Below are 10,207 nucleotides of genomic sequence, written 5' to 3'. Positions count from 1 at the left end.
ACTCGCTGACTTCTTCGATCTCGGCGGGCCAGGTATATGCGTGGCCGGGGACGGCGACGATGATGGTGTGCTTGATCTCTTGTCGGGCGAGCCGGTCGTGCAGCTCGGCGGCGGTGGTCAGCGTGGACTCCGGGAGAGGACCATCCGGAAGCGCCCCGAAGTCGTCCCGGGTTTCTGCCCAGAAGCTCAGGCGGCTGTCCTCGCCTCCGTAGCCGATGTCCAGGGTGCGGATACCTTCAGCGTTCCCCAGGCGTGCGCCGGCGACGATGTCCGCGGCGGTGACCTGACCCATGCCCGTGGGGTTCTCGGCCAGCACGGTGGTGTTGCCCTCCTGGCCGATGAGCTGAACGTCATCGGGCATCACCTGGCGGGCGTCCAGGAACCCCTGGACTGAAGCCTCGGAGTTGAGGTCCACCTCGCCGTAGCCGATCAAAGTGATCGCCGGGCCGGGTCCGGGGGCATCTCCGGTCACCAGGCGGTCTGTGACGGCCCGGGCCGCGTTGGTCCACTGGCGGGCCAGCGGTAGCACCGACACGGGCCCCTCCCCGGCCTCGAGGCGATCGGAGCCGGAGGTGACGAGGACTTTCCAGGTGGCCGGCTCCACCGGGAAGGTCACCGCCTCGGGGCCTTCCTCGGGACCGACGCGGTGGCCCTGCTCCACCGGCCAGTCGTGCTCGGTGATGATCCGGTGAGCCTCAGGAAGGAGTTCCAGCAGCCGGGCCTGGTCCGTGTCCTCGTCCAGGTCCAGTTCCAGGGTTCCGGACCTGGGCGGCCAGGCTCCGTGCAACGAGCGGTTGACCCAATACGGGGTGTCCACCGTCAGCACCGCCCGATCCACGCCCTCGAGTCGATCCAGCTGCCGCTCCACGCTCTTGAGGCTGCGCCACCAGGGGTCGAATGGGGTGGTCACGCTCATCTGACTCCAGAGGAATACTGTGCCGGCCACGGCACAGAAGAGGAACACCCCCACCAGGGCGAGAACGGTGCGCCTCACGGCACGGTGGCGCGCGGAGACGTCGACGAAGGGTGGCACCTGCTCAGCCTAGGACGCACCCGGGCATTCGGACGGTCATGGACGCCGAGGCCAGAACCGCTGATGTTCGCGTCGACGGCGTGATATGCACCGTTGCAGTTGGGGTTCCTATCCGGCCGGTGGTCTGGGTTGTTCGGTTCTTCCGCCCCAGAGCACGTGACCGAACTGTCTTGCCCACCGCGTCAGGTCCGCCCTGGCCGGGACCTTCACCCACTGTGTGGGAGGAACGAGATCACCGAGCAGGGAGAGGCGGGCGAACTCCACTGTGTCTGTTTCGCCTGTCGGGAGGTGCTCAGGGCCGTAGATCCAGGCGTAGCGAGCTCCGCCGGGGCGATGGAAGAACACCACCAGGTCTCCGGTGGGTGCGAAGAGCACTGAGGTCACGATGATGCCGTGGATGACAGCGGCCAGCTCCGTACTGGCTTGGCGGTAGGCGTGGACCCACCCCGGTGCGGCAGCGGAACCGTGGGGCGGCATCGGCCCTCCTGGTCAGGGTGGGTGCTGGGGTGCATCGATATGAGCTCGAGCGGTTTCTGCTGCGAGTTGGCTATGGCGGGACAGCGCGTCGGATGCCGATGGAGATCACACTACGGTCGGCCCGTCCCGCACTCGGGTAGGGGTCCCTATCTCGGGGCAGCAGGTGGAGCTTGGGGAGGCTCAGCGGCGGCCGCGGCCCCGGCCACCTGAGCGGCGGCGGCTGGGGGAGGGGGCCTGCCCCCGGTGCGGCGGGAGCGGCTTACCGGTGCCGGGTCGAGCAGGTGCTCGGCCCCGGCCAGCAGGGTGGCGGCGGCCAGCAGCACCCCGCCGTCGTTGCCCAGCAGGAAGTCCGAGTCCAGCACCAGGGTGGAGCGCTGGGCTGCCAGGTCGTTGGTGACCCCAACGGTGAACCCGGTGGTCGCCGCGGCCGCGGGCACGGTCTCCACACGCTCGACCGCGGTGACTTCCACCTCGGGCAGTGGCTGGCCGGTGAGCCGGTACTCCTCCAGCACTTGCTGGCCCAGGGTGAGCAGCGCGGCGATGAGGGCGTTCGGGCTGACGGGTGCCTCTGGTGGCACGGCGACGGCCAGGCGTGCGCGGGTGCCGGCGGCGGTCATGCGGATCTGGGCGGCGACGGCGAAGGAGTCGACGACCGGTCGATGCGTGAGGGCAGAGGTGGGCGCGGCAGCGTTCACGGGGGCTCCAGGGGAGGGTGATGGGGACGAAGCCAGACTCTCACATGCCTCGCGGCGGCACCCAGGAACGGGCGCGACGGGTCGGGCACATGAGGTGAGCCAGCTGTTCGAAGGTGCTTGTCGGTCAGGGACCCCGGTCATCGGAGGGAGAGACTCCCCCAGCCCGATGTGTTCTGGCAGGGGCATCCCACTGTGAGCTTGAGGCCCTTCTGCAGTCGCGGTTGGGGTGGATGTCCGGGCGGCGTCCGAGGCTACGACGTTACTAGGGGCGGTTGAGCGCGTCGCCGTCCCAGGTGAGGTCGGCGTCGGTGCGCAGGGGCAGCACCTCCAGGCCCGGGGTCCGTACGAGTTCGCGTACCAGTGCCGTGGTGCCGGCCACGAGGGTGGAGTCGAAGTCGATCTCGGTGGCGAGCACCCAGGCGTGGTCGTCGGGCCACAGGATGCTGGGGGAGTGCGCCCACATAGGCTCATCGACCCAGGGGGCACGGTCCGGCCATGTGGGGTCGGTGAAGTCGTCGGCCCCGGCCTCGAACAGGACATAGCTGCGCCCGGTGTCCCCGTGCAGTGCGAACCGCGGCCCGGCGGCGACCTCCGGGGCCAGCACCCCGGTGCCGGGCGCGGGGTCGCGGTGGGCACCCCGGGGACGAGCCGTCAGCGCCGCCTGGGCGCCGGTGATCCTCAATCGGACGGCAGCGGCCAGTCGCTGGCGCAGCGAGAGGGCGGTGACGCGCCCTGTTTCCTCAGTGGTGTCTGGGGCCGGCCACTCGTCGCTGGGCACGAGCACGTAGCGGGCGGCTCCGGCCGAACTGACCAGCCCGCCCCAGCCCTCCCAGATCGCGGCGATCCCAGCATCCGGGGTGCTGGTGTGCCGGGCCAGCACCGCCGCGGCCACCGCCAGCGAGACGGTGTCGAGGCGGCCCTCGGACGTGTCGCCGTAGCGCCACCCGTCGGCGGCGATCACGCCGTCGACCTGGCTGTAGTCGGCCCGGACGAGGCGTGCGTACTGGGCCTGGGCGTGCATGGTCGTGCCGAAGGATGCCGCGGCCTGGGCCCAGGTGGCCCGCTGTGTCTCGAGTGCGGCCTCGATGTCGTGGACACCGGCGAAGTAGGTGGCCTCGTTGAGGCCCTGCCACGTCTTTGTCTCCCGTGGCCGGTCGCGCTCGACCGGATGGAACAGGCGGGCGTAGGCCTGGAAGCCGCGCGGTACCACCGACAAGACGCTGCCCAGCGGCTCGGCTTCCACCGGGCGCAGCCACTCGCCCCGCGCGAGGTCCGGCACCCACCTGAACTTCTCCGACATGACCCTCATTCTCCGCCTGGTGCCCGGTTCTGTGTCTCGGCGCCCCCGGCAGGTTCCCGATCTCTGGGGTCACGTAGTGGCTTCTCCCGTGCCGCACCTGCCTACCGGATCGGGCCGGAAGGCGTGCCGGAGGCCGATGCTAGGCTTCACGAACTCAACGGAAGTGATCTCATGCACACCACAGCTCGAGTCGCTGCGATCGTCGTTCTCCTCCTCGCCCTGGGCCTGTTCGCCGTCACGGAATGGCTGCCCGCCCTGCTGTTTCTTCCGGCGGCAGCAGGTGTGCTGCTGGTGAACGAGTCCGGGATGCTCACCCCCGGGCGACCCCGCAGTGACAGGGACCGTCCACGCAGCTGACCGCCACCGGCCCAGGGCACAGCATCACCGCGCTGATGGGGTGGACTATCTGGTCGGGAGCAACGCTCCGATAACGACCTGACTCCCTCGCATACCCCGTGGAGCAAGCTGGAAAGGGTGATCTGATGGAACGGCAGTTCTCCCGCATCTTGACCGCCGTAACGGTCGTGCTGCTCGGGGCCTTGTTGCTCCTCATGGTCCTGGACCGACTGATCGAGGTGCGACTGAGTCCGTTCCTCGGTCCCCTCGGGGGGCTCCTCGGAGTGCTTGTCGTGATCCGTCTGCTGCTCAATATCCGACGCCCGCGATCAGGTGTGGCCGCTCCGGTCATGGATGCGGCGTCGGTGCAGTCACGACTGTTCGGGTTCTCACCGGGGACCTCGAGGATCGCCGATGTGGGCGGTCCTGCATACACGACTTCCAAGATTCACGAGAGCCCTCGCCGCGAGGCAGGCGAAGAGCCGCTCTAGATGCGCCGACCTGTCTGGTGAGGGTCCCCGGGTGATGGCCCGAGCGTGGTCCTTGCGTCGTGGCGCGGGTGCCCGGCGTACGGTGGGGCTATCAAGCGGAGAGGCGTGATCTGGTGAGGCGAGCCCTGCACGTGCATCCGCTGAGCACCTATCTGGTGTTCCAAGCACTCACCCCGGTGCTGGCCCTGGGCTATGCGGCCGTCCTGTCACCGGGCGGCTGGGCGGCCTGGCTGCTGTGTTGGGCGGTGCTGGTGGGGGTGGGGCTGGTGTGGACCCAGCTGGTATGGGGCCCGTGCTGGGCGGCCGGGGCCGACTACGGCCTGACCGCCGGGATCCGCGTCACCCTGATGGCCGTCGCCGGTGCGGCGCTGATCCTGCCCTTCCTGGTGCTCAACGTGGTCGTCGACCCGGTGTGGTTCCTCTACGCCCTGATCTTCACCCCCTTCGGGCTGGTGGCAGGGTTGCTCGGTGGGGCCGTCCTGGCCATCCGGGACCGCGGTGCTGTTCCTGCCACTCGCACCCACGACGCCGTCGACGCGAACACCCGCTAGGAAGACGTGCGCCCGCGGGCCTTCCTGATCCGTCAACGCTGCAGATGGGGTTCCTTCTGGGGCAGTGGGGTCCCGTCGGGCAGCCCCTAGGGGATCTGAGTTGCGGGGGTGTCGCGGGTTTCTGCGGCGGGGTCGCTGTCCTGCCACTGGTTGAGCCGCTCGGCGTCGCACTCGTCGCGGGAGGCGCTGGTCTCGTCGAGACGCTGAACGGTCAGGCACCCCTCCTCCTCGCCCCGGGGGCCGAGGATGTGCCAGATACGGGCTTCGCCGTCGACGACGATGGCAGCCTTGATGGCGGTGTGGTCCGGGAAGAAGCTGTTGGCGGTCTTGTTCGTGTAGTCCCCGGCCAGGCTCAGGGACCGGTCGCCGCAGCTCAGCTTCAAGTTGCCGGGTGCTGTGGCGAGGTCCTCGGTCTGTCCTGGGTCCTTGCCTGCTGCTGAGATGGTGCACCCGGGATCGGGGGTGATCGCGGTGGGCGTGACCTGAGAAAGGGGTTCCGGTCTGTCCTGGAGGAGCAGGTTCTCCTCGCACCCGGTGAGCGCCAGGGAGGTGAGCGCGGCAACGGCGAGGCTGAGGACACGGGCGGGTCGCTGCACGGCGGGGGGCTCCTTGGCGAATCGAGGAAAGGGTGCTGGTCTCCGGCCGGGACGGTGCAGCGGGATGGTCTATGGCTGCCAGTTGCCGGGGCGGTCGCCGTGCTGGTGCGCGTAGTCCTTGATGCCGGCGGTGACGCCCTTGCGCACCACCCAATAGAGCAGCCACAAGGTGAGGGCGACCATGAGCACCCAGATGAACAGTCCGAGCAATGCCCCGAAGCCGGCGACCTCCATCACGAGGAACCTCCTGGAGTAGGTTTGCCCACGCTATCGAGGAACTACTGCATCCGATGCACCCTGCCCGTGCCGTGCGTGTCGGACTGCCGGCACTTTCCCGTGCGCGCAAGCTGCGGTCATCGCCGCGGCATCGGACCCGGGCGTGGCACGGGCAGGTCACCGCTGAGGAGAACGGTGGTGAACCGGGTCGAGCGGATCCTTCGACAGCACAGGTAGATCACCCGGTTCGTCAGAATGCACGGAAGGTCTTCGGCGCCGGGACTGTCCTGCGGGGATCCGGCGGAGTCTTCGGGAAGGGTGGGGCAGGAGACGTTGGTCGCCTCTGTCCTAGCGCAGGAGGGATGTACCCCATGATCAAGACCAAACAGGACCCGCCGCAGGATCCGAGTTGGTGGTGGAGAATGGGCCATCTCCTGGATCGGGTGTTCGATGTCGTCAACGTCGTTCCCCTGCTGGGGTGGCTGATCAGAATCATCGGTAGATGAGGCCACGCAAGCGGCAGGGGAGTATGCCGCCGCAGCGGTCCTGCCAACCCGAGGTCGAAGGCTACGAACGCGAAGTGGCGGACGCCGCGTTCAGTGTCCCTGAGTGGTGGCCCCGAGCAGGGTTATCGCGTCATGGGGCCGGCGCGCGGCATACGGTGGGGACTGTCGAGCGGAGAGGCGTGATCTGGTGAGGCGAGCCCTGCACGTGCATCGACTGAGCACCTATCTGGTGTTCCAAGCGCTGACCCCGGTGCTGGCCCTGGCCTACGCGGCCGTCCTGTCACCGGGCGGCGGCTGGTCGGCCTGGATGCTGTGCTGGGCGGTGCTGATGGGAGTGGGGTTGGTGTGGACCCAGCTGGTGTGGGGCCCGTGCTGGGAGGCCGGGGCCGATTACGGCCTAACCGCCGGGGTCCGTGTCGGCCTGATGACCGTTGCCGGTGCGGCGCTGATGCTGCCCTTCCTGGCGCTCAACGTGGTCCTCGACCCGGTGTGGTTCCTCTACGTCCTGGTCCTCACCCCGTACGGGCTGGTGGCCGGGTTGCTCGGTGGGGTGGTCCTGGCCATCCGGGACCGTGGTGCTGTCTCTGTCCCTCGAGCCCACGACGCCGCCGACGCGAACTACTGCTAGGGAGATGGGCGTCCGCGCGGCCGCGGACCAGTCTACTTCAACGAGGGTTCACCTGGGGTTCCGTGATGAGCCACTACGGCGAATCTGCTGGGGGATGGTTTTACGGTTCCACCGTGTACCGGGCGTCCAAAATATCGGCGAGCCGTTCCATGTCGATCGTGCGTTCGGACATTGTCTCGACCATGATCTCGGAGGCATCAACGACGAACCAATTGCGGCCCTCTGCCAGGTACACCGTGTTGCCGGCGTTGGCGAAGAGATCGTAGACGTTCGCGCGGGCTTCCTCGCTGTCGAACCAGAGCACTTCGACCGTGTTGGTGCACATCATCGATTCGCCGGTGGGTCCGCCTGACTTCGGGACTTTCAGTGTGGGCTCCGGGGGATCATCGGAGCAGTCCACGACCTCGTCGACGGCGCGATAGGTGGCTTCCAGGGAGTCGAAGGCCGGTAGCTCATCGGTGTTATCACCGCAGCCGGACACGGCCCCCATCAGGCCGCAGGCCATGACCAAGAACGCGTACTGCCTTATGCGGTGGTTCATCATCGACACCCATCCCGTTCGGTTTCAGCGCACCGTAAATGAAGGGGCGCACAAATGGGTGTATCCACCGTCGTGCGCTTGAGGTTCGGCTCCGGGCCGGCACGACTGGGGATCAGGCCGTGGCACGGTTCGAGACCCAGCGGGTGTGGCAGGAGGACCGGCCCAGGGGTGATCTAGCCTCGATCGCGCGTGGTGGCGAGCACGGTGATGAGGCCCCATAGGGCACCACTGGCGAGCAAGGTCAGACCGAGCAACCAGACCATCCCGGCGCCGATGTTCGCCCCGCCCTCGCAGCACTCCGCGATGTTCCAGACCCAGCCGCCCACTGCGGTGACAGCACCCAGAGCGATCAGGGCCAAGGGGATGCGCAACAAATGGCGTGCTGCGGCGGTGAGCTTCATCAGGTGCCCTTCAGCGAGGCGAAGCGGTCAGGCCCCATGCGTACGGCTTCGAGTTCGTCGAGCCTCGAACGACGCGCCGATCACGGCCGCGGCCGCCAGTGCTGTCCACCCAAGGGTGAACTCCACCGAGGCCGCGCCGTTGGTCGTCCCACCGGTCGCCTCGATGAGTCCGGGCAGATTCACGTGACCGCCGGTGAGGAGCGCGGTCACCGTGAGCATCAGACCGAGCAGTCCGGCTGCGGCCGCGCCGAGCACTGCGCCGTTGAGGCCGGCTGTCACCGGAGATGGAGTCGAGTGCATCGCTGTCCTCCTGCCGCGGGGAAGTTGAGCTCAGCGTAGTCAGACCGAGGCCTAGCATCGGTGCGCCACTCTCCTAATCTGCTGTGCCGCCGGTAGGATCCCGTGCTACTTTCTGCGGTGACATTTTTTCGACGGCACCGCGGTAGAGGTTCCTTGATGGTCGTTGTCGACTACTGCGCCGGCACCAGGACGTAGCGGTCCAGGCCATCGTGGTTGGCCCCGAGCCCGAAACCGCGGCGGGTTAGTAGACGGGCTGAGGCGGCGTTGGCCGGGTCCACGCGTGCGATCAGCCGGGCCCGACCGTAGACCTGTGGGACCACGGCCACAGCACGATCGACCATGGCCCCAGCCACTCCGCGACCCCAGTGGGCGGGGGAGACCCAATAGCCGATCTCCACGCCCGTCTCCCGTCGGGTTGAAACGAGCAGACCGACCCCCTCGCCGGCTTCCTCGGCGATGTACCACCGGATCGCCCCGACCTGCTCCACCGGCTCTTGCTGCAGCGCGACGACGAGACGGTCCTGTACGAGTTGGGGCGCCCAGGGTTGGCCGTCGCCGACGTAGCGGGTTACGCGTTCGTCGGTGGCTAGACCGGTGAAGAAGGCGGCGTCCGTCTCCCGGAACGGGCGCAGGGTGATCGAGGGAGCAACGCGCATGAAGAAGACCTCTGGCATAGGCATAGGTGGTCTTGTCACCGTATCCAACACCTGCCGAGCACATGCACGTGGTGACCCACGCTCAGCACATGCGATAGGGGTTCGCTGGTGGGCGCTTGATTCCTGTATGAGCGAGTTGCCCGTGGGGTCGAGTGCGCTCTTCTGAGGTCGTCGGGCGACATACTCGGACCATGGATGAATCGATGCCGGTGGCCGAGTTCGCGACCCCCGGACCGTTGCGGGACCGCCTCGTCCAGCTGATCCGGTCCAGCGCGAAGACAGGCACATCGTCGCTGCTGGATGACTACGAAGCCGAGGACCAGCCCCTGCCGCGCCCCGGCGAATGTCAGGCCCTCATCGACTCCACCGGGCGGGTGGTTGCCACCTTGGAGATCACCGAGGTGGCCACGATGCGGTTGGCTGAGGTGCCCTGGGAGCACGTGCTGGCCGAGGGCGAGGGGCACCGCAGTGTGGCCCTGTGGCGGGAGGCCCACGAGGAGTTCTGGACGGCCTCGCCGCCGGAGGCGTGCGCCGAGGTCCCGGGGCACGACTTGGACGACGACACGCTTGTGGTGCTGGAACGATTCCGGCTCCTCCCGGACCCGGTGAAGTGATCCCATCGACCCGGCTCTGTGGTGTGCCGATGGCACCACTCCAGCGCACAATCAGCGCGAGGTCGTTTGCTTTACATGTGGCCCGGCTACCGGACACTTTCCGCGAGAACAATGTTGCAGTAGGGGTTCCTCGACAGCCCAGTGTTCAGTCTTCTCCGGCCGATCCGTTCAGTTCCTCCTGTCGCTCATCAGCTGGCCACCTCTGTCTACGATGAATGCATGCTCGATGACGTCTTCTTCCGAGAACTGACGGCAGCGGAGAGCGCTTTGCTGACAACCGCCACGCTCGAAAACCTCAACTGGTGCGGGGAGCGGTTCTCGGCGATCGATGTGAGCACGCGACTGGAGTTCGTCCACTACACGATCCTTGATCCGTACCGCGGGGACTTCGGGTGGGTGGCGGAGGTCGGCAATGAAGCCATCGGCGTCGTATGGGCCCTGCACTTGCCCCCGGATGACCTCGGCTACGGCTTCCTCGACGAGGACACCCCGGAGGTGAGTCTCTGGGTGCGGGAGGACTGGCGTGGCCGCGGACTGGGCAGAGCACTTCTGCGTCGGGCTCAGGATGATGCGCGGACTCGGCAGGTGCCTCGCATCAGTCTTTCTGTGGAGGCTGACAACTACGCCAAGAAGCTTTACCTGGCTGAGGGTTTCGTGGACGTCCCCGGCCGCGAAGCCGATGGCGTCATGGCTTGGAGCCCATAACGATCACAGCGCCATGACTGGTTAAAGGGCACGCCACGATGTGAAGCCATGGCTGCCGCAGTGGGAGTTGGGCTCTCTGCCGGTAGCAAAAAACGGGCCTCCACTGCCATCGATGAGTACGCGAAGCTCTATCAGTCCCTGTGAAACCGTCGCTGGAGAGT

Annotated in this window: 16 protein-coding genes; 7 read left to right on the top strand and 9 right to left on the bottom strand. The window is 67.5% G+C overall.

Annotated elements, in window-relative coordinates:
- From E7Z53_RS17445 to E7Z53_RS17435, 3 genes are all read right to left on the bottom strand, one after another.
- On the bottom strand, positions 1–910 hold a 910-nt coding region (locus E7Z53_RS17445), incomplete at its 3' end, for a hypothetical protein (RefSeq protein ID WP_176338404.1).
- A 746-nt stretch (positions 911–1,656) separates the two neighbouring features.
- On the bottom strand, positions 1,657–2,205 hold the full coding sequence (locus E7Z53_RS17440) for a hypothetical protein (RefSeq protein ID WP_176338403.1): 549 nt from the start codon (positions 2,203–2,205) through the stop codon (positions 1,657–1,659).
- 262 nt (positions 2,206–2,467) lie between these two features.
- Positions 2,468–3,505, bottom strand: coding sequence for a hypothetical protein (locus E7Z53_RS17435; RefSeq protein WP_176338402.1), 1,038 nt, complete (start codon positions 3,503–3,505; stop codon positions 2,468–2,470).
- Positions 3,506–3,676: 171 nt separating this feature from the next.
- On the opposite strand from E7Z53_RS17435, the gene E7Z53_RS17430 reads away from it, so the two are divergent.
- The 3 genes from E7Z53_RS17430 to E7Z53_RS17420 all read left to right on the top strand — a co-directional run bounded on the left by E7Z53_RS17430 (position 3,677) and on the right by E7Z53_RS17420 (position 4,883).
- Positions 3,677–3,862 (top strand): hypothetical protein, encoded by a 186-nt coding sequence (locus E7Z53_RS17430; protein ID WP_176338401.1) that lies wholly within the window; start codon positions 3,677–3,679, stop codon positions 3,860–3,862.
- Positions 3,863–3,987: 125 nt separating this feature from the next.
- Entirely contained in the window at positions 3,988–4,332 is a 345-nt protein-coding gene (locus E7Z53_RS17425) for a hypothetical protein (protein ID WP_176338400.1), read from the top strand.
- Positions 4,333–4,445: 113 nt separating this feature from the next.
- A complete protein-coding gene (locus E7Z53_RS17420) occupies positions 4,446–4,883 on the top strand; it encodes a hypothetical protein (RefSeq protein WP_176338399.1) in 438 nt (145 codons plus the stop codon).
- An 86-nt stretch (positions 4,884–4,969) separates the two neighbouring features.
- Here E7Z53_RS17420 and E7Z53_RS17415 read toward each other — a convergent pair whose 3' ends face one another.
- Both E7Z53_RS17415 and E7Z53_RS17410 read right to left on the bottom strand, forming a co-directional pair.
- On the bottom strand, positions 4,970–5,479 hold the full coding sequence (locus E7Z53_RS17415; RefSeq protein WP_176338398.1) for a hypothetical protein: 510 nt from the start codon (positions 5,477–5,479) through the stop codon (positions 4,970–4,972).
- 69 nt (positions 5,480–5,548) lie between these two features.
- The gene (locus tag E7Z53_RS17410) at positions 5,549–5,716 is read right to left on the bottom strand and encodes a hypothetical protein (RefSeq protein ID WP_176338397.1); all 168 of its coding nucleotides are present in this window, start codon (positions 5,714–5,716) and stop codon (positions 5,549–5,551) included.
- A gap of 350 nt (positions 5,717–6,066) precedes the next feature.
- Between E7Z53_RS17410 and E7Z53_RS20490 the strand changes: the two genes are divergently transcribed.
- Both E7Z53_RS20490 and E7Z53_RS17405 read left to right on the top strand, forming a co-directional pair.
- Positions 6,067–6,201 carry a hypothetical protein gene (locus tag E7Z53_RS20490; protein WP_255219660.1) on the top strand — a complete coding sequence of 45 codons (135 nt, stop codon included), beginning with the start codon at positions 6,067–6,069 and terminating at the stop codon, positions 6,199–6,201.
- Between the two features lie 187 nt (positions 6,202–6,388).
- On the top strand, positions 6,389–6,829 hold the full coding sequence (locus E7Z53_RS17405; RefSeq protein ID WP_176338396.1) for a hypothetical protein: 441 nt from the start codon (positions 6,389–6,391) through the stop codon (positions 6,827–6,829).
- A gap of 100 nt (positions 6,830–6,929) precedes the next feature.
- Here E7Z53_RS17405 and E7Z53_RS17400 read toward each other — a convergent pair whose 3' ends face one another.
- From E7Z53_RS17400 to E7Z53_RS17385, 4 genes are all read right to left on the bottom strand, one after another.
- A complete protein-coding gene (locus tag E7Z53_RS17400) occupies positions 6,930–7,379 on the bottom strand; it encodes a hypothetical protein (protein WP_176338395.1) in 450 nt (149 codons plus the stop codon).
- A 164-nt stretch (positions 7,380–7,543) separates the two neighbouring features.
- Positions 7,544–7,771 (bottom strand): hypothetical protein, encoded by a 228-nt coding sequence (locus E7Z53_RS17395; RefSeq protein WP_176338394.1) that lies wholly within the window; start codon positions 7,769–7,771, stop codon positions 7,544–7,546.
- Between the two features lie 27 nt (positions 7,772–7,798).
- Positions 7,799–8,071 (bottom strand): hypothetical protein, encoded by a 273-nt coding sequence (locus E7Z53_RS17390; RefSeq protein WP_176338393.1) that lies wholly within the window; start codon positions 8,069–8,071, stop codon positions 7,799–7,801.
- Positions 8,072–8,241: 170 nt separating this feature from the next.
- Positions 8,242–8,727: a GNAT family N-acetyltransferase gene (locus E7Z53_RS17385; RefSeq protein WP_176338392.1), complete on the bottom strand. Its 486-nt coding sequence runs from the start codon at positions 8,725–8,727 to the stop codon at positions 8,242–8,244.
- Positions 8,728–8,918: 191 nt separating this feature from the next.
- On the opposite strand from E7Z53_RS17385, the gene E7Z53_RS17380 reads away from it, so the two are divergent.
- Both E7Z53_RS17380 and E7Z53_RS17375 read left to right on the top strand, forming a co-directional pair.
- Positions 8,919–9,341 carry an ASCH domain-containing protein gene (locus E7Z53_RS17380; RefSeq protein ID WP_255219659.1) on the top strand — a complete coding sequence of 141 codons (423 nt, stop codon included), beginning with the start codon at positions 8,919–8,921 and terminating at the stop codon, positions 9,339–9,341.
- 219 nt (positions 9,342–9,560) lie between these two features.
- Positions 9,561–10,046 carry a GNAT family N-acetyltransferase gene (locus tag E7Z53_RS17375; RefSeq protein ID WP_176338391.1) on the top strand — a complete coding sequence of 162 codons (486 nt, stop codon included), beginning with the start codon at positions 9,561–9,563 and terminating at the stop codon, positions 10,044–10,046.
- Positions 10,047–10,207: the final 161 nt, after the last annotated feature.

This window comes from Kocuria salina, assembly GCF_013368965.1.
Classification (GTDB): domain Bacteria; phylum Actinomycetota; class Actinomycetes; order Actinomycetales; family Micrococcaceae; genus Kocuria; species Kocuria rosea.
The sequence above is the reverse complement of the archived record's forward strand: the minus strand, read 5'-3'. Positions and strand labels throughout refer to the sequence as shown.

What these genes read in the sequence shown, in the direction of transcription:
- E7Z53_RS17435 (WP_176338402.1), bottom strand. Translation starts at nt 3,505, where the DNA reads ATGTCGGAGAAGTTCAGGTGGGTGCCGGACCTCGCGCGGGGCGAGTGG.
- E7Z53_RS17430 (WP_176338401.1), top strand. Translation starts at nt 3,677, where the DNA reads ATGCACACCACAGCTCGAGTCGCTGCGATCGTCGTTCTCCTCCTCGCC.
- E7Z53_RS17425 (WP_176338400.1), top strand. Translation starts at nt 3,988, where the DNA reads ATGGAACGGCAGTTCTCCCGCATCTTGACCGCCGTAACGGTCGTGCTG.
- E7Z53_RS20490 (WP_255219660.1), top strand. Translation starts at nt 6,067, where the DNA reads ATGATCAAGACCAAACAGGACCCGCCGCAGGATCCGAGTTGGTGGTGG.
- E7Z53_RS17395 (WP_176338394.1), bottom strand. Translation starts at nt 7,771, where the DNA reads ATGAAGCTCACCGCCGCAGCACGCCATTTGTTGCGCATCCCCTTGGCC.
- E7Z53_RS17390 (WP_176338393.1), bottom strand. Translation starts at nt 8,071, where the DNA reads ATGCACTCGACTCCATCTCCGGTGACAGCCGGCCTCAACGGCGCAGTG.
- E7Z53_RS17385 (WP_176338392.1), bottom strand. Translation starts at nt 8,727, where the DNA reads ATGCGCGTTGCTCCCTCGATCACCCTGCGCCCGTTCCGGGAGACGGAC.
- E7Z53_RS17380 (WP_255219659.1), top strand. Translation starts at nt 8,919, where the DNA reads ATGGATGAATCGATGCCGGTGGCCGAGTTCGCGACCCCCGGACCGTTG.
- E7Z53_RS17375 (WP_176338391.1), top strand. Translation starts at nt 9,561, where the DNA reads ATGCTCGATGACGTCTTCTTCCGAGAACTGACGGCAGCGGAGAGCGCT.